The 21,502-nt window shown below is 76.1% G+C and carries 19 protein-coding genes; 10 read left to right on the top strand and 9 right to left on the bottom strand.

The features are described from left to right. Positions 1 to 20: 20 nt before the first annotated feature. Entirely contained in the window at positions 21 to 1,118 is a 1,098-nt protein-coding gene (gene hrcA / locus ACQP60_RS11355; RefSeq protein ID WP_429732296.1) for a heat-inducible transcriptional repressor HrcA, read from the bottom strand. A gap of 307 nt (positions 1,119 to 1,425) precedes the next feature. On the opposite strand from hrcA, the gene ACQP60_RS11350 reads away from it, so the two are divergent. The 4 genes from ACQP60_RS11350 (at position 1,426) to ACQP60_RS11335 (ending at position 5,877) form a co-directional block, all read left to right on the top strand. Further along, positions 1,426 to 1,644, top strand: coding sequence for a hypothetical protein (locus ACQP60_RS11350; protein ID WP_429732293.1), 219 nt, complete (start codon positions 1,426 to 1,428; stop codon positions 1,642 to 1,644). 71 nt (positions 1,645 to 1,715) lie between these two features. Then, entirely contained in the window at positions 1,716 to 4,559 is a 2,844-nt protein-coding gene (locus tag ACQP60_RS11345; RefSeq protein WP_429732290.1) for a helix-turn-helix transcriptional regulator, read from the top strand. A 102-nt stretch (positions 4,560 to 4,661) separates the two neighbouring features. Then, positions 4,662 to 4,865 carry a hypothetical protein gene (locus tag ACQP60_RS11340; protein WP_429732287.1) on the top strand — a complete coding sequence of 68 codons (204 nt, stop codon included), beginning with the start codon at positions 4,662 to 4,664 and terminating at the stop codon, positions 4,863 to 4,865. Positions 4,866 to 4,995: 130 nt separating this feature from the next. Then, positions 4,996 to 5,877: a DUF3097 domain-containing protein gene (locus ACQP60_RS11335; RefSeq protein WP_429732284.1), complete on the top strand. Its 882-nt coding sequence runs from the start codon at positions 4,996 to 4,998 to the stop codon at positions 5,875 to 5,877. Positions 5,878 to 5,895: 18 nt separating this feature from the next. Here ACQP60_RS11335 and ACQP60_RS11330 read toward each other — a convergent pair whose 3' ends face one another. Beyond that, positions 5,896 to 6,459, bottom strand: a complete 564-nt coding sequence (locus ACQP60_RS11330; protein WP_429732281.1) for a DUF4282 domain-containing protein — start codon at positions 6,457 to 6,459, stop codon at positions 5,896 to 5,898. A gap of 134 nt (positions 6,460 to 6,593) precedes the next feature. Here ACQP60_RS11330 and ACQP60_RS11325 point away from each other — a divergent pair, with 134 nt between their 5' ends. Beyond that, positions 6,594 to 7,091, top strand: a complete 498-nt coding sequence (locus tag ACQP60_RS11325; protein ID WP_429732278.1) for a DUF4870 domain-containing protein — start codon at positions 6,594 to 6,596, stop codon at positions 7,089 to 7,091. A 27-nt stretch (positions 7,092 to 7,118) separates the two neighbouring features. On the opposite strand, the gene hemW is transcribed toward ACQP60_RS11325, so the two are convergent. Together hemW and lepA are read right to left on the bottom strand one after the other, a co-directional pair. Next, a complete protein-coding gene (gene hemW / locus ACQP60_RS11320) occupies positions 7,119 to 8,387 on the bottom strand; it encodes a radical SAM family heme chaperone HemW (protein ID WP_429732275.1) in 1,269 nt (422 codons plus the stop codon). After that, entirely contained in the window at positions 8,387 to 10,261 is a 1,875-nt protein-coding gene (gene lepA, locus ACQP60_RS11315; protein ID WP_429732272.1) for a translation elongation factor 4, read from the bottom strand. The genes hemW and lepA overlap by 1 nt, the downstream gene beginning before the upstream one ends. Before the next feature lie 155 nt (positions 10,262 to 10,416). On the opposite strand from lepA, the gene ACQP60_RS11310 reads away from it, so the two are divergent. From ACQP60_RS11310 to rpsT, 5 genes are all read left to right on the top strand, one after another. After that, positions 10,417 to 10,971, top strand: a complete 555-nt coding sequence (locus ACQP60_RS11310) for a DJ-1/PfpI/YhbO family deglycase/protease (protein WP_429732269.1) — start codon at positions 10,417 to 10,419, stop codon at positions 10,969 to 10,971. A gap of 45 nt (positions 10,972 to 11,016) precedes the next feature. Beyond that, positions 11,017 to 11,862, top strand: coding sequence for a maleylpyruvate isomerase N-terminal domain-containing protein (locus tag ACQP60_RS11305; RefSeq protein WP_429732266.1), 846 nt, complete (start codon positions 11,017 to 11,019; stop codon positions 11,860 to 11,862). A gap of 53 nt (positions 11,863 to 11,915) precedes the next feature. Then, positions 11,916 to 12,755: an alpha/beta fold hydrolase gene (locus ACQP60_RS11300; protein ID WP_429732263.1), complete on the top strand. Its 840-nt coding sequence runs from the start codon at positions 11,916 to 11,918 to the stop codon at positions 12,753 to 12,755. Positions 12,756 to 12,790: 35 nt separating this feature from the next. Beyond that, positions 12,791 to 13,348, top strand: a complete 558-nt coding sequence (locus tag ACQP60_RS11295; RefSeq protein WP_429732260.1) for a type II toxin-antitoxin system PemK/MazF family toxin — start codon at positions 12,791 to 12,793, stop codon at positions 13,346 to 13,348. 227 nt (positions 13,349 to 13,575) lie between these two features. Continuing rightward, positions 13,576 to 13,836 (top strand): 30S ribosomal protein S20, encoded by a 261-nt coding sequence (gene rpsT / locus ACQP60_RS11290; protein WP_429732257.1) that lies wholly within the window; start codon positions 13,576 to 13,578, stop codon positions 13,834 to 13,836. A 187-nt stretch (positions 13,837 to 14,023) separates the two neighbouring features. On the opposite strand, the gene holA is transcribed toward rpsT, so the two are convergent. The 5 genes from holA to aztD form a co-directional block, all read right to left on the bottom strand. Continuing rightward, a complete protein-coding gene (gene holA / locus ACQP60_RS11285; RefSeq protein ID WP_429732254.1) occupies positions 14,024 to 15,052 on the bottom strand; it encodes a DNA polymerase III subunit delta in 1,029 nt (342 codons plus the stop codon). 139 nt (positions 15,053 to 15,191) lie between these two features. After that, on the bottom strand, positions 15,192 to 17,507 hold the full coding sequence (locus ACQP60_RS11280) for a ComEC/Rec2 family competence protein (RefSeq protein WP_429732251.1): 2,316 nt from the start codon (positions 17,505 to 17,507) through the stop codon (positions 15,192 to 15,194). A gap of 305 nt (positions 17,508 to 17,812) precedes the next feature. After that, positions 17,813 to 18,976, bottom strand: a complete 1,164-nt coding sequence (locus tag ACQP60_RS11275) for a ComEA family DNA-binding protein (RefSeq protein ID WP_429732248.1) — start codon at positions 18,974 to 18,976, stop codon at positions 17,813 to 17,815. An 82-nt stretch (positions 18,977 to 19,058) separates the two neighbouring features. Then, a complete protein-coding gene (locus ACQP60_RS11270; protein ID WP_429732245.1) occupies positions 19,059 to 19,970 on the bottom strand; it encodes a DegV family protein in 912 nt (303 codons plus the stop codon). A gap of 62 nt (positions 19,971 to 20,032) precedes the next feature. Further along, complete coding sequence (aztD, locus tag ACQP60_RS11265; protein ID WP_429732242.1) at positions 20,033 to 21,382, bottom strand: zinc metallochaperone AztD; 1,350 nt, start codon at positions 21,380 to 21,382, stop codon at positions 20,033 to 20,035. Positions 21,383 to 21,502: the final 120 nt, after the last annotated feature.

Here is a 21,502-nt window from a genome sequence, read left to right as displayed (position 1 = left end):
GGGGGGTGCCGCCGCGGCGGTCAGCTGGGCAGCACCCGGGACAAGTAGCGAGCGACGGCGCGGACGGAGGCGATCGTGCCCGGATAGTCCATCCGGGTGGGGCCGATGGACCCCAGGATCGCCACGGTGTCGCCGTCGCTGCCGTAACCGGAGGCGACGACGGAGGTCTCGGTGAGGCCGTCGAGGCGGTTCTCGTGCCCGATGCGGACACCCACCCCGCCGCCCACCCGGCCACCGGGCTCGGAGGCCAGCTCGGTGAGCAGGCCGAGGAGCACGACCTGCTCCTCGAGCGCCTCGAGCACGGGGCTCAACCCCTGCTCGAACCGCATCTCCGCGCGGGCGAGGTTCGCGGTGCCCGCCAGCACGATGCGCTCCTCGCGCTGCGCGCCGAGGGTGTCGACCACGAGGTCGGCGATGCCGCGCGCCAGGGGGGCCAGGGTGGCGTCCACCCCGGCCACGACGCGGGCGAACGCGTCGGGCAGGTCCGCGAGGCCCTTGCCCGCCGCGGCCGCGTTGAGGCGGGCGCGCAGCTCGCTCAGCGTGCCCTCGTCGAGGGCGCCGGGGTCGGGGGCCGGCCCCGCCGGGGCGTCCACGGCCACGACGGCGGGCTCCGCACCGCCCACGCCGACGTCGAGGAAGCGCTGCTCCACCCTCCCCGTGTCCGTGATCACGACGACCAGCAGCCGCGCCCCGCCGACGGGGACGAGCTCCAGGTGCCGCAGCCCGGACAGCCGCAGGGACGGGTACTGGACGACGGCCACCTGGCCCGTGAGCTGGGCGATGAGCCGCCCGGCACGGCCGAGCACGTCGTCCAGGTCGATCGCCTCGGACAGGAAGGTCTCGATCGCCCGCCGCTGCGGGCTGGTGAGGGGACGCACCTCTGCGAGCCGGTCGACGAAGAGGCGGTACCCCTTGTCGGTCGGGATGCGGCCGGCGGACGTGTGCGGCTGGGCGATGTACCCGGCCTCCTCCAGCGCCGCCATGTCGTTGCGGATCGTGGCCGGCGAGACCCCGAGGCCGTGCCGCTCCGTGAGCACGCGCGACCCCACGGGCTCGCGCGTGTGGACGTAGTCCTCCACGATCGCGCGGAGCACGGCCAGGCGGCGTTCCTCGCTCACGGTCCTCCTCGGGTCGGATGGGGGTGGTGGTCCTTAGCACTCTCCTGTCCCGAGTGCCATCCTACGCGGGCTGGCAGGAGGTCCGCGGGAGCCGGGCCCGACACGCCGGAGCCGCGGCCGGATCCCGCGCCGACCTGCCCCGGGACCCGCGCCGGCCCTGCCTGAGGTACCCCGACGGCGGTCTGAGGTACCCCGCGCCGCGAAGATCCGGCACCTGACCGATCCGGCCCGGTACCTCAGCGACCGATGGTGGGATCACCGGCGGCCGCCCGAACGGGACGGCGCCGAGCGGAGAAGGAGACCGGTGATGAACGAGTACCTGTACTACGACGAGTTCCGCGCCCGCCAGGCGGACCTCGAGGAGGCGGTGCGCCACGAGGCGGCGGCACGTGCCGCCGCCCGGCATGCCCGAGCGGCCTCCCAGCAGGCGCGACGCCTGCGCCGTCGGGCGAGCACGCGCCGCCGCCGCGCGACCCGCCGCCCGTGGGAGCTGCCCGCGGGCCTGGTCCGGCCCTGGCCGCAGTGACCGCCGCCCCCGGCCGCCCGACGGCCCTCGCGGGTGCGGCGGCGGCCGCTCCGGCCTGGCACGATGGCGGCGTGCCCACCGGAACCTCGTCGTCGCCGCTCGTCGGCCGCTCCGCCGAGCTGGCCACCCTGCGCGAGGCATACGCGAACGCCCGCGACGGCTCCGGCGGCGTGGTCGTCGTCGGCGGCGAGGCGGGCATCGGCAAGACCCGCCTCGTGGCGGAGTTCCTCGCGGAGGTCGGCGACGGCGACGGCGCCCCGCTCGTCCTGCGCGGGCAGTGCGCGGACTCGGGCTCCGGGCCGCTGCCGTTCGCGGCGCTGACGGGCGTCCTGGCGGACGTCGTGGACGCGCTCGGGCCCGAGGCGGCCCTCGCCGCCGCCGGCCCCGCCGCCGACGCGCTCGGCGTCCTCGCGCCCCGCCTCGTGACCGTACGGCGCGACGTCGACTCGGGGCGGCTCCCCGAGGTGCTCGCGGACCTCGTGACCGCCCTGGCCGCGGAGCGTCCTCTCGTCGTCGTGCTCGAGGACCTGCACTGGTCCGACGACGTGACACGCACCGTGCTCGCCCGGCTCGCGCGCTCCGCCCCGCGCACGACGCTGCTCGTCGTCGCCACGTACCGCAGCGACGACGTCGGGCGACGCCACCCCCTGCGGACCACGCTCGCCGAGCTGGACCGCGCGCGCCTCGTGACCCGCGTCGACCTGCCACGGCTCGGCGACGCGGACGCGACCCTCCTCCTCACGGCTCTCGTCACTGCCCGGGAGCCGGCAGGTGGCCGGGCCGCCGCCGTGCCGGGCCCGGTCCTCGTCCAGCTCGTCGAGCGCACCGAGGGCGTGCCGTTCTACGCGGAGGAGCTCGCGGACTTCGCGGGAGCGGCGATGCCGGACTCCCTGCGGGACCTGCTGCTCCTGCGCTACTCGAGCCTGAGCGACACCGCCCGCACGTTCTGCCGCGCCGTCGCCGCCGCGGGGCACCGCGCGCCCCACGAGCTGCTCACGGCGATGCTGGGGCCCGCGGGGCTCGACGACGCCGAGGACGCCGCGCGCGAGGCGGTCGAGGCGCACGTGCTGGTCGCCGACGCCGACGGCTACCGCTTCCGGCACGCGCTCATGCAGGAGGCCGTCGCCGCCGAGCTGCTGCCCGGGGAGGCCCGGCGCCTGCACGCCGCCTGCGCCGGCGCGCTGGAGGCGGGCGAACGGACCCTCCCGCGCATCGCCGCCGCAGCCGACCACTGGTGGCGGGCCCGCGTGCCCGACAAGGCCCTCGCCGCTGCCGTGGAGGTCGTCACCGCGGCCGAGCCCGACGGCGCCACCTCCACGGCCGTCGCCGCGGGCGAGCGGGCGCTCGAGCTGTGGGATCTCGTCCCCGACGCCGAGCAGGTCGTCGGGCTGCACCGTGCCGCCGTGCTCCGGCACGTCTCCGAGACCCTCCTGGACGCCGTCCAGGTGGACCGCGCCGACGCCCTGGCCCGGGAGGCCGTCGCCGAGTGGCCGGCGGACGACCCCGCCGGGCGCGCGATGGCCCTGTCCACGCTGGCGCACATCCTCGGCAAGGCGGGCGACCCGGGCTCGGACGATGTGCTGGACGAGGCGCTGGCGCTGCTGCCGGCGGACGACCACGGGGGCCGGGCCACCCTGCTGCGGCTGAAGACGCGCAACGCGATGATGGACCACCGGGACGACGAGGCGATCGTCGCCGCCGACCGGGCCCTCGAGGCCGCGGCCGCGGCGGGCGACGAGCGGAACGCCTCCCTGGTGCACAACCTGCGGGCGATGAGCCGGCTCAACTCCGGCGACATCGACGCCCTCGAGGAGCTGGAACGCTCCCACGAGCTGGCGGGCGACGACTGGCGTGCGCAGTGCCACTACTACACCAACGCGTCGGACGTCTGGCTCAAGCTCGGCCGCTTCGAGAAGGCCGAGCGGCTCGCAGAGACCGGGGCACGGATCGCGCGGACGCTCGGCGCGGGCTGGGCCACCCGCGCGATGGTCGAGGGGAACGTGGCCGAGGCCTGGATCGGCCTGGGCCGGTGGGCCGACGCCGAGGGGTGGTACGAGCGGTCCGTGCCGCTCATCGACCCCAGCGACTACGCCGTGTACCTCGGCGAGCGGTGGGCGTGGCTGACCATGTGGCGCGGCGACGTCGAGACGGCGCAGGCGCGCACCCGTGCCCAGCGCAGCGCCTGGGTGCGGTACGGCCGGATGGAGGAGCAGATCCGCGCGCGGGTCGCCTCCACGCTCGCCGAGCTCGCGCTCCTGCGCGACGACCTCGACGACGCGCTGGACCTGATCCCGATCGCGCTCGACCGGGAGTCCCTCTCGCCGCACTACCGCCTCACGGTGCTCGCGGTCGCCGCACGCGTGCTCGACCGCGCCCGCAGGGCCGGGCGCGAGGTCGACGTCGCGCCGTACCGCGAGGCGCTCGCGTCGTGCGCCGTGTGGCCGACCTTCCCCACCTGGGCGGCGCTGTTCGCCGCCGAGCTGGGCGACGGGTCGTGGGAGGCGGTCGTCGCGGCGGACGGGCCCGCCCACCTGCGGCCGTACGCGCTGTACCGCGACGGCGCCTCGCTGCTGGAGGCGGGCGACCGCGCCGCGGCGCGCGAGCGGCTCGACGCCGCGGTCGAGGCGGCCGACGCGATCGGGTGCGGGCTGGTCGCCGACCAGGCGCGTGCGCTGCTCGACGGCGCGGGCCTCGCCCGCGGCGCCACCCGCGCGCGGCAGCCCGACCGCGCGCTGACCGACCGCGAGCGTCAGGTGCTCGCCCTCGTCGCCGAGGGCCTGACCAACGGGCAGATCGCCGAGCGGCTGTTCATCAGCCGCAAGACGGCGTCGGTGCACGTCTCGGCCATCCTGCGCAAGCTCGGCGTGTCCAGCCGGACGGAGGCGGCGGTCCTGGCGCGCGAGGCGCGCTCCTGACGTTCGCCCGACACACCTGTACACATGCCCTGAGCAGTCGTGTACGGACCGTCGTCCGACCTGCTCCCTAGCCGTGACACCACACCCCGGCTGGAGGACATCATGGATCCGCACGTGTACGACATGCTCGTCGAGCTCCGTCAGGAGGAGCTCGAGCGCGAGGTCGCGCTGCGCCGCCTGGCGCGCGAGCTCCGCGCCTCGCGCCGCGCGCTCCGGGACGCTGGCGCGGGCCCGGAGCCGTCGACGCCGACGGAGCCCCGCCGCCGCCCCGCGGTGGCGCCGCTGCACCGACCGCGCCCCGCGTGAGCGGAGCACGCCGACCCGTGCGGCAGGGACACCCCGCACCACCGCCCGCGCGCCGTCCGGTTCCGACCGGGCGGCGCGCGGCGCGTGTCGGGACCCGCTCCCCCGCGGCCGCGACCGTAGGCTCACGGCCGTGCACGACCGCTACGGCTCCGACGTCCTGTCCTCCTCCGGCTCCCGCGCCCCGGGCGCGCCGGACGGCTCCGCCCACCACCGCCGCCGGCCGGTGTCCCGGCCGCGCGCGGCCGACCACGGGCTCGTGGTCGAGGAGGTCACCACCGGCTGGGTGGGCGCCGTGGTGCGCGTGGAGAAGTCGGGCGGCGTCCACCTCGTGGTGCTGGAGGACCGGCGCGGGCGCACGCGGTCGTTCCCGCTCGGTCCGGGCTTCTGGGTGGACGGGCAGCCGGTGGAGCTCACCGCGCCCGTGACCACCCGCGCCCCCGCGCGGCCCACCCGGACGGCGTCGGGCTCCGTGGCCGTGCACGACCAGCGCGCCCGGGTGGCCCGCGGGTCGCGCATCTGGGTGGAGGGCAAGCACGACGCCGAGCTGGTCGAGAAGGTGTGGGGCGACGACCTGCGCGTCGAGGGAGTGGTGGTCGAGCTGCTCGACGGCGTGGACAACCTCGCGGACGCCCTCGACGAGTTCGCCCCGACGCCGGAGCGGCGGGTGGGCGTGCTGGTGGACCACCTGGTGCCCGGCTCGAAGGAGCGGCGCTTCGCCGACGACGCCCTGCGGCGCGTGCCCCGCGGCACCGTGCTGGTCCTCGGCCACCCGTACGTCGACGTGTGGCAGGCCGTGAAGGCGGAGCGGCTGGGGCTGGCGTCGTGGCCCACGATCGAGCGGGGCACGGAGTGGAAGCGCGGGATCCTGCGCGAGCTGGGCTGGCCGGCATCGTCCACCGAGGACGTCGGGCGCGCGTGGCAACGGATCCTCGCGACCGTGCGGGACTACCGCGACCTCGACCCGGCCCTGCTGGGCCGGGTCGAGGAGCTGATCGACTTCGTCACGGCGTGACCCTGGCTCCCGCGACGCTCAGCGGGTGCGGATGCCGTCCCGTTCCGCGTAGGCGTTGACCTTCTCCGACACGGAGATGACGGCCACGAAGAACTCCAGCGTGATGCGGGCGAGCGCCAGGTACACGAGCGCGATGATCCACCCGAACACGAGGTAGAGGATCCCGCCCCAGACCGACTGGGAGAACGTCGCGACGAGGCCGGAGAGCCACGCCAGCGCCACCAGCACCGTGACGATGATGTAGACGACCTTCACCACGCTGGGCGTGATGTACCGGCTGAAGGAGTAGTCGAACAGCGCCCCGAGGAAGCCGCTGCCCTCCCCGTGGGGCGTGATCGGTCCCCCCGACCGGTCCGGCGGGTACTCGGAGCCCGGGTAGAGGCCCGGGTCCGGCATCTGCCCCTCGTACGGCTGCTGCGACTGGGCGTACGGCTGGTCGCCGTAGGGCGGCTGCCCGCCGTGCGGGGGCGGGCCGGCGGGCGGCTGCTGCGCGGACGGCGGCTGCGGGGCCGGCCGTCCGGGCGGGGGCTGGTACCCCGGCTGCTGCGGGTCGCCGGGCTGCTGCGGCGTGTTCTCGCTCATCGTTCCTCCAGAGTGGTCCTGGCGACGTGGTCCGGGCGACGCACCCGGCGGGGTCGGCGCCTCCGCCCACTCTGGCCGCACCCGAACCGCTCCGCCACCGCACGTGACCACCACGGATGCGCGAGAATGACCCCATGAGCACCCCGCCGTACGGACCCCCGCCGCAGCAGCCACCGGCGGGACCTCCGCCGGGTGAACCGCCCTACGGCGGGACGCCCCCGGGTCAGCCGCCCTACGGCGGGCCGCCTCCCGGCCACCCGCCGTACGGGTACGGGCCCCAGCCGCTCTCGCCGTCGGACGAGCGCACGTGGGCCATGGTCGCCCACATCGGCCCGCCGATCCTGGCGCTCCTGAGCGCCGGGATCCTGCCGTTCCTCGTGCCGCTGCTGGTCTGGCTGTTCCTGCGCGACCGCAGCGCGTACGTCGCCGACCAGGCCAAGGAGTCCCTGAACTTCCAGATCACGCTGCTCATCGGCTACGTGGTCTCGGTGATCCTGTTCTTCGTCATCATCGGCTTCGTGCTCTGGGCGGCCGTGTGGATCTCGTCGATCGTGTTCGCGATCCTCGCCGCCGTCGCGGTGAACCGCCACGAGGCGTACCGCTACCCGATCAACATCCGGATCATCTCCTGATCCGCCCGTCTCACCGTCGGGGGCGGTTCAGGGGGTGAGCTCGCGGACGACGGAGTCCGCGAGGAGGCGGCCCCGGCGGGTCAGGACGACGCGCCCGCGGACCGCGGCGACGCCGTCGAGCAGCCCGCGCGCGACGAGCCCGGCCACCGCCGAGCGGCGCGACGGGTCGAGCGCCGCGACGTCCAGCCCCTCGCGGACCCGCACCCCGAGCAGCACGCGCTCGAGCTGGGCCTCGGCCGGCGTGAGCAGCTCGCGGCCCGCACCCGGCGACGCGCCGGACTCCAGGAGGGCGGCGTAGCGCCGCGGGTGCTTGACGTTCCACCAGCGCACCCCGGCGTGGGTCTCGGCAGGCCGAGCCGACGACGGGGCCGCGACGTACGAGTGCGCGCCCGGGCCGATCCCCCACCAGTCGTTGCCGCGCCAGTAGGCGAGGTTGTGCCGGCAGGCGTGCTCCGGCCCGCGGGCCCAGTTGCTCACCTCGTACCAGCCGAGGCCTGCCTCGGTGAGCAGGTCGTCGGCCAGCTCGTACTTCGCGGCCTGGTCGTCCTCGTCCGGCAGCGCGAGCTCGCCGCGGCGCACCTGCGCGTGCATCTTGGTGCCCGGCTCGACGACGAGCGCGTACGCCGACACGTGGTCGACGCCGGTGGCCAGCACCGCCTCGAGCGACGCCCGCCAGTCGTCGAGGGACTCCCCTGGCGTGCCGTAGATGAGGTCGAGCGAGACGTCGAGCCCGGCGTCCCGCGCCCAGGCCACGACGTCGGGCACGCGGCGCGGGTCGTGGGTGCGCTCCAGGGTCGCGAGCACGTGCGGCACCGCGGACTGCATCCCGACCGAGACCCGCGTGAAGCCGGCGTCGGCGAGCAGGCGCAGGGAGTCGGGGGTCACCGAGTCCGGGTTGGCCTCCGTGGTGACCTCGGCGCCGTCCGCGAGCCCCCACGCGTCGTCGACGCCGCGCAGCATCCGCGCGAGGTCCGCGGCGGGCAGCATCGTGGGCGTGCCCCCGCCGAAGAACACCGTGGACACGGGGCGCGACCCCAGGCCCGCGTCGTCGAGCACGCGGTGCGCGAGGCCGACCTCGCGCAGCGCCGTCGTCGCGTACGCGGCCTGGTCGGCGCCGCCGCCCAGCTCGGACGCCGTGTACGTGTTGAAGTCGCAGTACCCGCAGCGCACCGAGCAGAACGGCACGTGCACGTACACGCCGAACGGGCGGGTCGCCGCGCTCCCGTCGGCCGGCCGCACCCAGCCCGGCAGCGCGCCGTCCGCCGGGACGGGAACCCCGTCAGGCAGCGCGGGCACTACTTCTTCTTGTCCTTGGCGTCCTTGCCGCCACCGCCGTCCGAGGAGAGCGCGGCGATGAAGGCGTCCTTCGGGACCTCGACGGACCCGATGTTCTTCATGCGCTTCTTGCCCTCCTTCTGCTTCTCCAGCAGCTTGCGCTTACGGCTGATGTCGCCGCCGTAGCACTTGGCGAGCACGTCCTTGCGCATCGCGCGCACCGTCTCGCGGGCGATGACACGGGCACCGACGGCGGCCTGGATCGGCACCTCGAACTGCTGGCGCGGGATGATCTCCTTGAGCTTCGCCGTCATCATGACGCCGTAGTCGTACGCCTTGTCCTTGTGCACGATGGCGCTGAACGCGTCCACCTGGTCGCCCTGCAGCAGGATGTCGACCTTGACCAGGTCGGCCGCCTGGTCGCCCGAGGGCTCGTAGTCCAGCGACGCGTAGCCGCGGGTGCGGGACTTGAGCTGGTCGAAGAAGTCGAAGACGATCTCGGCGAGCGGCAGCGTGAAGCGCAGCTCGACGCGGTCCTCCGACAGGTAGTCCATGCCGAGCATCTGGCCACGACGGTCGTTGCACAGGCCCATGACCGTGCCCACGAACTCGCTCGGGGCGAGGATGGTCGCGCGCACGACGGGCTCGCGGACCTCCTTGATCTTGCCGCCCGGGAACTCCGACGGGTTGGTCACCTTCACCTCGGTGCCGTCGTCGAGCGTGACGTCGTAGACGACGTTCGGCGCGGTGGAGATGAGGTCGAGGTCGAACTCGCGCTCGAGCCGCTCGCGCACGATCTCCAGGTGCAGCAGGCCGAGGAAGCCCACGCGGAAGCCGAAGCCGAGCGCCACCGACGTCTCCGGCTCGTAGTTGAGCGCGGCGTCGTTGAGCTTGAGCTTGTCGAGGGCGTCGCGCAGCGCCGGGTAGTCCGTGCCGTCCACCGGGTAGAGGCCGGAGAACACCATCGGCTTCGGGTCGCTGTACCCGCCGAGCGGCTCGTCGGCCGGCTTGGCCATGTTGGTGACCGTGTCGCCGACCTTCGACTGACGCACGTCCTTGACGCCCGTGATGAGATAGCCGACCTCGCCGACGCCGAGCCCCTTGGTGGGGATGGCCTCGGGCGAGATGACGCCGATCTCGAGCAGCTCGTGCGTGGCGCGCGTCGACATCATGGCGATGCGCTCGCGCGGGTTGAGGTTGCCGTCCACGACCCGCACGTACGTGACCACGCCGCGGTAGGTGTCGTAGACCGAGTCGAAGATCATCGCGCGGGCCGGGGCGTCCGCGTCGCCGACGGGGGCCGGGATGCGCTCGACGATCCGGTCGAGCAGCGCCTCGACGCCCTCGCCGGTCTTGCCGCTGACCTTGAGGACGTCCTCCGGGTCACCACCGACCAGGCCCGCGATCTCCTCGGCGTACTTCTCCGGCTGCGCCGCCGGCAGGTCGATCTTGTTGAGGACCGGGATGATCTCGAGGTCGTTCTCCATCGCCAGGTAGAGGTTGGCGAGGGTCTGGGCCTCGATGCCCTGGGCGGCGTCGACGAGCAGGACGGCGCCCTCGCAGGCCGCGAGCGACCGGGAGACCTCGTACGTGAAGTCGACGTGCCCCGGGGTGTCGATCATGTTGAGCGCGTGGGCCTGGTCGCCCAGCTGCCAGGGCATCCGCACGGCCTGCGACTTGATGGTGATGCCGCGCTCGCGCTCGATGTCCATCCGGTCGAGGTACTGCGCCCGCATGGCCCGCGGCTCGACGACGCCGGTGAGCTGCAGCATGCGGTCGGCGAGCGTCGACTTGCCGTGGTCGATGTGCGCGATGATGCAGAAGTTGCGGATGAGCTCGGGCGCCGTGGCGTTCGGCTCGATGCGCGCACGCAGCGCGGGTCCGGGGATGGGCAACGCGATTCGCTCCGTCAGGGTCGCTGGTGGGTGTCGTCGGTGGTGACGAGGCCCGGCCATTGTCCCATGGGTCCGTGCCGAGGTCGGCGTGCGGGCAGGCGTCGTCGCTGCCTACCGTCGAGGGCCACCGACCGACACGACGGAAGGAGCCCAGGATGGCCGAGCTGACCGGGAAGCGAGTGCTGGCGATCGTGACCAGCTACGGCGTCGAGCAGGACGAGCTGGTCGTGCCGCTCGAGCACCTGCGCGCCGCGGGCGCGGAGGTCGTCGTCGCCTCGAACGAGCCCGGCGACGTGCGCACCCTCGTCGGAGACAAGGACCCGGGCCGCCCCGTGCCCGCCGACACGACGTACGACGCCGTCGACCCCGAGGGCGTCGACCTGCTGCTGGTGCCGGGCGGCACGATCAACGCGGACACGCTGCGCCTGCAGGAGGCCGCCGTCGGGCTCGTCGCCACCTTCGCGCACTCGGGCCGGCCGGTCGCCGCCATCTGCCACGGCCCGTGGGCGGTGGTCGAGGCCGGGTGCGTCGGCGGCGCGACGCTCACCTCGTATCCCTCGCTGGCGACGGACGTGCGGAACGCCGGGGGCCGCTGGGTGGACCGGTCCGTGGTGCGCGACGACGGCGCCGGCTTCCCGCTCGTGACCTCGCGGACCCCCGACGACCTGGACGACTTCCTCCGCGAGGTCGACGCCGCCCTGAGCGCCTGAGGAATCACCTCCCCGCTGCGCCGCGGCGACGCTAGCCTCGGCGACATGCCGCCGTCGCCCGCTACCTCGTCCGGCACCTCGCCTGACACGGTGCACCCCCGCCCCGCCGTCGACCCGCGCACGGGACGACGCACCGACGGCGGGCCGGAACCCGACCGCCTGGCGCTGCTCGCCCGCCTCCAGGGCGAGTTCGCCGCCGCGGTGCCCGACGTCGCGCCCGACGCGCTCGTGCCGGCCTGCGGCGACTGGCGCGCGGCCGAGCTGGTGCTGCACCTCGCGGGCGTGCACCACTGGGCGGCGGGCATGGCCGTGGGCGACCCCTCCCGCGACGAGGACCTGCCCGCGCCCGACCTCGCGGGGCCCGGCGCTCGGCACACCCTCGCCGAGCTCTACGCCCGGCACGCCGCAGACCTGCGCGCGACGCTCGACGCCGCGGGCCCGGACGGCGCGGCTCGGACGCTGGTCGGCGACGGACCGGCGTCGTTCTGGTGGCGACGGCAGACCCACGAGACGCTCGTCCACCTGCACGACCTGCACGCCGCGCGGCTGGCGTCCGGCCCGGACGCGCTGGACGCGGTCGGCGTCGCCCCCGAGGTGTGGGGCGACGGCGTCGACGAGGTCGTGACCGTGTTCCAGCCGCGGCAGGTGCGGCTCGGTCGGATGGCACCGCTGACCGACCGGATCCGCGTCGTCGCGTCCGACCTCGGCTGGTCGTGGACGATCGGGCCTGCCGAGGACCGCGAGTCGGTGCCCGACGCGACGCTCACCGCGACGGCCCAGCGGCTCGACCTGCTGCTCTGGGGACGGCTCACTCCCGAGGAGGCCGGCGCCGTCGTCGGGGGCGACCGTGACGCGGCGCGGCGCGTGCTCGCCGGGCCGCTCGTGCCCTGACCATTCCGACAGCCCGACCGATGAGTCGCGACAGGGCCCACGGTCCACCCGGCATGAGCGACGAGACCGCCACCTCCCCCGCAGCCGCGGACGTCACGACGGCCACGGTCACCACCGCCACCGTGAGCACCGCGAGCGGCGACCGCGTGACCTACGACCTGCGCGGCTCGGGCCCCGCGGTCGTGTTCGTCGCGGGCGCCGGGCCGTTCCGAGCCGTCGACCCGGTGACGACCCGCACGGCCGAGCTCCTGGCGCAGGAGGGCGTCACGACCGTCGTCTTCGACCGGCTCGGCCGCGGCGACTCCCCCGCCACCGGGCGCCTCGGCCTGGACCGCGAGCTGGACGCCGTCGCTGCGGTGCTCGACGTCGCGGGCGGACCGGCCGTGCTCTGCGGGCACTCCTCGGGCTGCGCGATCTCGCTGCGGGCGGCGGACCGCGGCCTCCCCGTCCTCGGGCTCGCGCTGTGGGAGGCCCCGCTGGAGTCCGGCGCCGACGAGACGGCCGCCTGGACCGCCGAGATCGAGCGGCGGATCGACGCCGACGACCTCGAGGGCGCCACCGAGCACTTCATGAAGGACATGCCGCCCGAGTGGCTCGCCGGGGCCAAGGCGTCCCCGGACTGGCCCGCCGTCGCGGCGTCCGTCGTCTCGCAGCGGGCCGACGCGCAGGCCCTGGCCTGGGCGACGCGCGCCCTGGAGGACGGCGGGCTGTCGGGCATCGACGTGCCGCTGCTGGCGATGACCGGCACGCGGACCTTTCCCGGGATGCCCGAGGCGGCGCGCCGGCTGGCCGGGACGGTGCCCGACGGCACCGCCGAGACCGTCCCTGGCGCCGACCACTCGTGGGACCCGGAGGCGATGGCCGACCGGCTGGCGCGCTTCGTGCTGGAGTAGGCGGCACGCCGCGAGCCGCACGTAGGCTGTCCGCCGTGGCGAACCGATGGCTGAACCTGCTGGTGGACGTGCTGCGCTCGGCGACGCGCCCGTCGTCGCGCGGTACCACGCGCACCCCCTCGCGCTCCACCGCGACCACGCGGCCCTCGAGTACAAGGCGCGGCGCGTCGGCGCCCGCCCGGGCCGCCGGCTACCCCGGCGACTACACGGGCACGGTGCGCCCGGTGTACTCCCCGAGCCTGGACGGCGAGCCCGACCCGGGCGAGGTCGTGTGGACGTGGGTGCCGTACGAGGAGGACCACAGCCAGGGCAAGGACCGGCCGGTGCTGCTCGTGGGCCGCGACGGCGCCTGGCTCCTGGCACTGCAGCTGACCAGCAAGGACCACGACCGCGACGCCGCGCAGGAAGCCCGCCACGGACGGCTGTGGATGGACGTCGGCACCGGGGCGTGGGACTCGCGGAAGCGACCGAGCGAGGTGCGCCTCAACCGGGTGATCCGGGTGGACCCGCGGGCCGTGCGCCGCGAGGGCGCCGTCATGGACCGTCGGACGTTCGACCGGGTCGCCCGGGCGATGGCGGACGCCAGACGCTGATCCGGGCGTCCGGCCCCCGGATCTCCGGCGCATCTCACAGGACGGCCCCGCGCACGCGGTTCTGCCCTGCCAACCCCTCTGCTATCGTTGATGTTTGCGTGTCCGCCCAGGTCGGCGGGCACAGCCGCAGTTCCTCTCCACGGGTTCCCCACCCCAGTCCCGGAGCTGTGGCCGCCCTCTACGACCTATCCGCTCGCCGGCAGGCGAACACACCAGGAAGTCCACACGTGGCAAACATCAAGTCCCAGATCAAGCGCATCAAGACGAACGAGAAGGCGCGCCTGCGCAACAAGGCCGTCAAGTCTGAGCTGAAGACCTACGTGCGCAAGGTGCGCGAGGCCGTCGCCGCGGGCGACAAGGAGGCCGCGACCACCGCGCTGCAGGCCGCGTCCCGCAAGCTCGACAAGGCCGTCTCGAAGGGCGTCATCCACGCCAACCAGGCCGCGAACCGCAAGTCGGCCATCGCGAAGCAGGTCGAGGCTCTCTGAGTCGCCTGTAGTCGTCGCGCTCCGTCCGCCCGACGCCTCTCACGTCGGACCGGACAGCAAGGCTCCGAAGGGCGCCGCACCCAGCGGGTGCGGCGCCCTTCGCGCGTCTCCGGCCTCTGTCGTGAGCGGGAGCTCGGGCCTGTGTCGTGCCCGAGGTGAGGCCCAGTCCCGCCCACGGCGGTCTGGGTCAGCCGCGGCGGGACCGAGCGATCGTCAGCACGGCCTTCTCGACGGCGTAGACGGGGTCGCGGCCGCCGCCCTTGACGTCGGCGTCGGCCTGGGCGACGGCGCCGATGGCGGTCGCGAGACCCTCGGGAGTCCAGCGGGCGAGGTCCCGCTGGGCGTTGCGCACCTGCCAGTCCTGGAGGCCGAGCTGGCGCGCGGTGGCCGCGCCGCCGCGGATGGCCGCGACCCGCGCCAGGGTCCGCAGGCGGAGCGCGAGGGCGGCGACGATCGGCACGGGGTCGGCGCCCGTCGCCAGGGCGTGGCGCAGGAGCGCGACCGCGCCGCCCGTGTCGCCCGCGACGGCGGCGTCCGCGACCTTGAACCCCGTCGCCTCGACCCGGCCGCCGTAGTACCGGTCGACGACGGTCTCGCTGATGGTGCCTGTCGTGTCCGCGACGAGCTGGGAGCAGGCGGACGCGAGCTCGCGCAGGTCCGTGCCCAGCGCGTCGACGAGAGCTCGGACGGCCGCCGCGTCCGCCCGGCGGCGAGCGGCACGGAACTCGGCCGTGACGAACTGGACCTTGTCCGCGTCCTTGGTGATCGGCTCGCACTCGAGCACGGGGGCGCCGCTCGCGACGATCGCGTCGAGCATCTTCTTGCCGCGCTGCCCGCCGCCGTGCACCACCACGACGACCGTCTCCGGGTCCGGTGCCGCGACGTACGCGACCACGTCCGCGACGAGGTCCTCCGTGGCGGCCTCGGCGCCCCGCACGACGACCACGCTCGGCTCACCGAACAGCGACGGGCTGGCCGCGACGGCGAGCTGGCCGGCAGCGTAGGTACCGCCGTCGAGCTCCGCCTTCTCGGTGGTCGCGTCGCGCTCGCGCGCCAGGCCGACGATGCCGTCCACCGCCCGCTCGGCGAGGAGCCCCTCCGGCCCGCGCACCAGGACCACCGGGGCCAGCGTGGGGTCGTCCCACGACCGGCTGTTCGCCGAGGACCTGCCCTTGCGGGCGGGACGGGACTGTCGGGACGTGGAGGCGGCGGGCACGGCCCCAGCCTGCCACGAACCGCCGACGCCCCCGGCACGCCCGCCCTCCCCGGCCCGCGCCCTCCACCTCCCCTCGGCCCCGCCCGGGACCACGCACCGGTGGAGACGACGCCGAGACGACGCCGGGACGCGCCCACCGTCAGCCGCAGGCCAGGCCGATCTCGTCGCCGCGGACCACGAGCGCCGCGGTGCCGCACTGGTCGGTGCGCACGAGTGCGGACCCCACGGACCCGTAGAGGGCGAGCGCGTCGTCGGTCGGGTGCCCGTAGGTGTTGCCGGCGCCCACGCTCACGAGCGTGACGCGGGGCGACAGGCGTTCCGCGAGCGCGGCGGACTGCGACCGCGACCCGTGGTGGGCCATCTTCACCACGTCGACGTCGGCCGCACGCCCGGTCGCGGCGAGGTCGGCGGCGAGCGCGTCCTGCCCACCCTCCTCCAGGTCGCCGAGCGCGACGACGTCGAGCCCGCCGGCCGTGCGCAGCTCGAGCGCCACGCTGGCGTCGTTCGCGCCCCCGCCCTCGTCCGATCCGCTGTCGCCCCTGCCGCCCGACCCGGCCGCACGGGAGCCGCCCGACGCGGCCAGCACCTGCCAGGTCGACGAGCCCGCCGATCCGCCGTCCCCGACGGCCGCCGCGCGGACGGTCACGCCCGCGGCCGCCAGCTGCGACCTGGCCCGCTCCGCCTGGCCGGCCGGCTCGTCGAGCGGCGACACGAGCGCGGACGTGACCGTGCGGCCCCGCAGCACGGCGGCCAGCCCGCCCACGTGGTCGGCGTGGAAGTGGCTGAGCACGAGCAGGTCCACCGTCGTCACCCCGAGCCGGTCGAGGCACCGGCCGGCCGCCTCGCCGTCGGGGCCGACGTCCACCACGACCGCCGACGACGGGCCGGTGCGCACCGCGAGCGAGTCGCCCTGCCCGACGTCGCACGCGGCCACCTGCCAGTCCTCGGGGACGGTGTGGCCGGCGCCGGCGAGCCGCGGCACCGCGACGACGAGGACGGCCAGCAGCGCCGCGCCGGCGATGCCGGCGACCATGGCCGTCCGCGCGCGCCCGTGGCGCACCGCCGCGCGCCGGACCCGCCGCCGCACCCGGCGCACGGCCCGGGGCGCGACCTCCCGCCACTCGCGGCGCCAGCCCTCGCCGGGCGGCCGTCGCAGCACGAGCGCGAGGGTGGCGACCGTGAGCAGCGTCAGCGCCGCCACCCCGAGCGGTCCCGCGGGCCAGGGCAGGCGCGCGCCCGGCACGGCGGCGAAGGTCCGGGCGACGCCGGCGATCCAGCCCGTCGCGAGGCCCGCGAGCCACGCGACGGGCAGCGCGACCCCCGGCGCCCACAGGGCGAGCAGGGTGGCCACGAGGCCGAGCACGGTGGCCGGGACCAGGGCGGGAGTCGCGAGCAGGTTCGCCGGCACCGACATCACTGGCACGTGCGGGTCGAGCAGCAGGAGCACCGGGCCGCACGCGGCCTGCGCGGCCCACGGCACCGCGAGCGCGAACGCGAGCGGGCGGCCCGTCCACGGCGCGAGCCGCCGGGCGAGCGGGCCCGCCAGGAGCACGAGCCCCGCGGTCGCCGCGCACGACAGCACGAAGCCGTAGGACCGTGCGAGCCAGGGGTCGACGGCGAGCAGCACCGTGGCCGCCGCGGCGAGCGCCGGTGGGCCCGACGACGGCCGGCCCAGCGCCAGCGCGAGGAGCGCGGCGGCGCACGTCCACGCCGCCCGGAGCACGCTGGGCTCGGGCCGGACGAGCAGGACGAAGGCCCCCGCTGCGACCGCGACCACGGCGACGCGCACCGGTCGCGGCGCCCGGGCCAGCGCGCACAGGGCCGTGAGCGCCGCCACCACGATCGCGAAGTGTCCGCCGGAGACCGCGGTGACGTGGGTGAGGCTCGTGACCCGCATCGCCTCGTCGACGGCCTCCGGCACGCGGCTCGTGTCGCCGACCGCGACGCCCGGCACGAGCCCGCGGGCCTGGGCGGACAGGGGCTCGGTGACGTCCAGCAGCGCCGACCGCATCGCGTGGGTCACGCGCGGCAGGGCCGAGGGCGGCGCGCGCTCGGTCACGGACCCCGCTGCCGTCAGTCGGGCGAGCGGCCCGTCGCCCCCGTCGACGGGGCGCAGCACCCCGGAGACCGCGACGGTCGCCCCGTAGCGCGGCGCCGAACCGTCCGCGGTGACCTCGACGAGGCCCGACGCGGACGACGCGGTCCCCCGCGCCGTCACGTGCTGCACGGCCAGCTGCCAGCGCTCGCCGTCGCCGAAGACGGCGGGCCGCGGCTCCGACACGACCCGACCCACCAGCTCGGCGTGCGCGCCCTGACCGGCCAACGAGCGCACGGGCGCCTGCCGCGCCACCTGGGCGTGCACCGCGAGCGACACGGCCGCGAGGCACGCCAACGCGACGACGACGTGCCTCGTCGCGAGCCGGGCGGCACCCACCCGCGGCGGGTCTCGTGGCACCGACCGGGGGCACTCTTGGGCCCGGGACGGGCGCGCGGGCCGCGACGCGAGGACGGCCACCACTCCGACGCCGACGCTGCCGAGCACCGCGCCGACGGCCACTGCGCCCGCCCACCCGACGAGGGGCCCGGTGAGCGCCCACGCCGCCACCCACGCGCCCAGGGCGGCCGGTACCAGCCGCAGGTCGACGCGCCGGGACGGAGGGGACGGCGTCCCACGGCCGTCAGGGGCGGCCGCCACCGCGCGCGGGGCGACGGCGGGGCCACTGACAGCGGCACCGGCGGCGACACCGGATGGCGGGCTCGTCACAGCGTCACCAGGTCGCGGACCTGCGCGAGCACAGACGGGCCGATGCCGGACACCTCGTCCAGCTCGTCGACGCTGGTGAACGGACCGTTCTCCTCGCGCCAGGCGACGATCCGCCCGGCCAGCGCCGGGCCGATGCCGGGCAGCACCTCGAGGTCCGCCGCCGTCGCGGAGTTGAGGCTCACGGCTCCGCCCGGCGACGTGCCCGGCGCGCCTCCCGTCGCGCTCCCGTCGGCCCCGTCCGGCACGGCGCCCGGCGCCGGGACCGTCTCCCCGGGCCTCGGCACGCGGATCTGCTCACCGTCGACCACGGCGCGCGCCAGGTTGAGGCCCGCGGCGTCGGCCCGCCGGGTGGTGCCGCCGGCGGCGGCCAGGGCGTCCGCGACCCGTGCGCCCGCCGGGACCGTGACCAGGCCGGGCTCGCGCACCTCGCCCACCACGTGGACCACCACCGTGCCGGGGGCCGGTGCCGCCTCGGAGGTCCCCGGAGGACGTCCCGCGCCGCCGGCTCCCTCCGGGAACGAGCCCGTCGCGGCGGTCGTGCCGCCCGCGGGCTCCGAGGCGCCGGACGGAGCGGCGGACGGACCCACGGAGGCCTGCGAGGCCGCTGACGACGCGCTCGCACCGGCGAGCGTGATGACGTCGTCGGGCCGCGCGGTCGCGACCACCGCGACCACGACGGCCACGAGCAGGACGGCGACGGAGGCCACGACCGCCGCCCGGAGCCCGATCGACCAGCGCCGTGGTCCGCCGCCGTCGTCGTGCCCGTCGACGGGGTGCCCGTGCGCCGCCGTGTACGCGGCGGCGACGTGCCGCGCCGACCGGCGGGCGCGCAGGCGGTCGGCGAGCTCGTCCTCGCCGTCCGGCGTCGGCCGGCCCGCCCCGTCCTGGCCGCCAGCCAGGTCGACCGCGGGCCACGCCTCCGGAAGCCGGCCGCCCTCGCGGCCGTCCCAGGGTCCCCGCCCGGCGCTCGGCGGCGCGTCGGCATCCGCACGCAGGACGCGCCAGGCCTGGAGCCGCGCCGCGGCCTCGCCGAGCGCCCGGTCCGGTCCCTCCTCGGATCCGCCGGGCCGTGCGTCGCTCGGCCGAGCGTCGGCGAGCGCGAGGGGGTCGGGCGGTGGTGCGTCGGCGTCGCCGTGATCAGGGGGCAGCGTGGTGGTCACGCGGCGACGCTAGGGTCGCCGCCGGCCCGACCGGCGCCGCGCGCCGCACCCTGTGGACGACCGGTCCCTGGGGGCAGGCTCCTCAGCGCACGCTGCCGTCGCGGCGTCCGCCCTGGTCGCCGGGGCGACCGCCGAGCTCGGCGACGACGACCGCGAGGGCACCCGGCCCGACGTGCGCCCCGAGCACCGCGCTCACGGGTGTGACGACCGGCTCGACCCCGGTCTCCGCGGCGAGCCGGGCCGCGAGCTCGTCGGCCCGCTCGGGCACGCCGAGGTGGTGCACGGCCACGCCCACGTCCTCGCACGTCGCCGCGCGCCGCACCGCGAGCTCGACCAGCCGGTCGGTCGCCGCACGACGCGTCCGGACACGCTGTGTCATCTCGATCACGCCGTCGCGCATGCCGAGGATGGGCCGCACGCCGAGGGCGGTGCCGAGCGCCGCCGCCGGGGCGGACAGCCGCCCGCCGCGGCGCAGGTGATCCAGCGAGTCCACCAGGAACACCGTCGTGCTCGACTCCGCGACCTGTCGTGCGCGGCCGGCGACCGTCGCGGCGTCGTGCCCCTCGGCGGCGCACCGGGCCGCCTCCAGCGCGGCGAACCCGAGGGCCATGGCGACCGTCCGGGAGTCGACGGCCTGCACCGGGATCATGGCGCGCTGCCCCGCGCCCGCAGCGACCTCGACGGTGCCGGACAGCGCCCCCGACAGGTGCACGCCGACGACCGCCCGCGCGCCGTCGGCGGCGAGGTCGCGGTACGCGGCGGCGAACTCGGTCGGCGCGGGCTGCGACGTGCTCAGCCGCTCGCCCGCGGCGATGCGCGCGGCCACCTCCTCCGGCGTGATGTCCACGCCCTCGCGCCACGACTCCTCCCCCGCGACGACGCGCAGCGGGACGACGACGGGCGCGACCACGCCGTCGCCGGCGGGGGGCAGGCACGCGGTCGAGTCGGTGACGACGCGGACGGAGCCGGGCTGGAGGGGCAGGTCGAGGGGCATCGGCGGGAGTCTACCGACGCCGCCCGGGTCGCCCCGGGCGGCGTCGCCGTCGCCCGGGGCCGTCACTCGTGGTCGTGAGCCTCGTCGTGCGCCTCGTCGCCGTGCGCCTCGTCGCCGTGCTCGTCGGTGCCGTGCACCTCCACGTCACCGGAGACGCCCGAGATCTCGTTCGGTGCGACGTCGAGCTGCACGGACTTCCAGACCTCGCCGGTCTCCACGTCGACCGCGTGCACGGACCTCGTCACCGGGTCGGTGACGTACACCGAGCCGTCGAGCGCCAGCACGGCCGGGCGCGGCTCCTGCCACTCGGCGGGCTCCTCCCAGGCGTCGATCACGGGGATGGACGACTCGAGCTCGCCGCTCTCCGGGTCGACGACGTGCAGCGCACCGTCCGTACCCAGCACGAGCGCCTCGCCGTCGTCGCCGCGGGCGAGGGACCGGAACGTGTAGCTCGAGGGCAGGTCCACCAGCGTCAGCTCGCCGGTGCGCGTGTCGACGAGCGAGATGCGCGTGGGCCGTTCCAGCTCGGCGTCGGGGTCCGTCTTGTAGTCGCCGAGCACGATCGGCGACTCCTCGGAGCCGGCCTGGTTGCCGATGCGCCCGTAGGCGTCGGGCGCCTGCACCTTGGTGAGCTCGCCGTCCGCGTAGACGAGGACGCCGTCCTCGCAGCCCACGACGACGGCCTCGCCGGCCGCGACCGCCTCGCCGTGCACGCCCGGGCACTCGTCGCTCGCCGCGATCTCCTCGCCGTCGGCGTCCAGGACGCGCACGCCCGAGCGCGCCTCCTCCGTGCCCTCGGTGACGAGGAGCGTGTCGTCCCCGAGCTGGACCGCGACGCCGTGGTGCGCCGACGGCGTCGTGAGCTCCCGGACCGGGGCCTCGCCCTCGGCCACGTGGGCCGAGTCGAGCACGCGGACCTGGCCGGTCCCGTCGTCGAACAGCACGGTGCGGCCGCCGTGCACGACGACGTGGCCGGGCTCCTCGGCGGCGTAGGTGACGTCCGTGAGGCGCGGCTCGGACGTCCAGTAGTGGTGGTGGTCGCCGTGCGCCTCCGCCCACGCCCCGAGGTCCAGGGCCCGGAACCCCCCGGTGGTGGAGGCGAGCAGGTGGCGGCCGTCGCCGGCGGGGTTGAGGCGGGTGAAGCCCTCGAGCGGCAGGTCGGCGACCTGCTCCAGCGTCTGCGCGTCGAGGACGACGACGCCGCCGTCGTAGGTGAGGGCGAGGCGGGCGGTCGCGGCGGCGGCCTCGGTGGCCTGCGCCGTCGTCTCGGCCGGGGCCGTCCGGGCGTCGGTCCCGGCGGGCTCGCCGGAGGCGCAGCCGGCGAGGACGGCGGGAACGGCCAGGGCGAGGAGGCCCAGGGCCGGCCCGCGGCGCACGCCGCGGGCGAGGGTCGTTCGGGTGGGGGTGGGCATGTCTCTCTCCAGGTCAGGGCAGCACGACGGGAGCACTTGAGAACGCTTCTCATGTGCGCGCCCAGTGAAGCAGATGTGAGAACGGTTCTCAATCTGATCGGCCATGCTCGCCGCGCACCC

This window comes from Isoptericola variabilis (genome assembly GCF_050311655.1).
In the GTDB taxonomy this organism is placed as follows: Bacteria; Actinomycetota; Actinomycetes; order Actinomycetales; family Cellulomonadaceae; genus Isoptericola; species Isoptericola variabilis.
Note: the sequence above shows the minus strand (reverse complement) of the source record. Positions and strands in the feature narration are given on the sequence as shown.

What these genes read in the sequence shown, in the direction of transcription:
- ACQP60_RS11300 (WP_429732263.1), top strand. Translation starts at nt 11,916, where the DNA reads ATGAGCGACGAGACCGCCACCTCCCCCGCAGCCGCGGACGTCACGACG.
- ACQP60_RS11270 (WP_429732245.1), bottom strand. Translation starts at nt 19,970, where the DNA reads ATGCCCCTCGACCTGCCCCTCCAGCCCGGCTCCGTCCGCGTCGTCACC.
- ACQP60_RS11330 (WP_429732281.1), bottom strand. Translation starts at nt 6,459, where the DNA reads ATGAGCGAGAACACGCCGCAGCAGCCCGGCGACCCGCAGCAGCCGGGG.
- ACQP60_RS11350 (WP_429732293.1), top strand. Translation starts at nt 1,426, where the DNA reads ATGAACGAGTACCTGTACTACGACGAGTTCCGCGCCCGCCAGGCGGAC.
- ACQP60_RS11310 (WP_429732269.1), top strand. Translation starts at nt 10,417, where the DNA reads ATGGCCGAGCTGACCGGGAAGCGAGTGCTGGCGATCGTGACCAGCTAC.
- ACQP60_RS11305 (WP_429732266.1), top strand. Translation starts at nt 11,017, where the DNA reads ATGCCGCCGTCGCCCGCTACCTCGTCCGGCACCTCGCCTGACACGGTG.
- ACQP60_RS11325 (WP_429732278.1), top strand. Translation starts at nt 6,594, where the DNA reads ATGAGCACCCCGCCGTACGGACCCCCGCCGCAGCAGCCACCGGCGGGA.
- aztD (WP_429732242.1), bottom strand. Translation starts at nt 21,382, where the DNA reads ATGCCCACCCCCACCCGAACGACCCTCGCCCGCGGCGTGCGCCGCGGG.
- ACQP60_RS11340 (WP_429732287.1), top strand. Translation starts at nt 4,662, where the DNA reads ATGGATCCGCACGTGTACGACATGCTCGTCGAGCTCCGTCAGGAGGAG.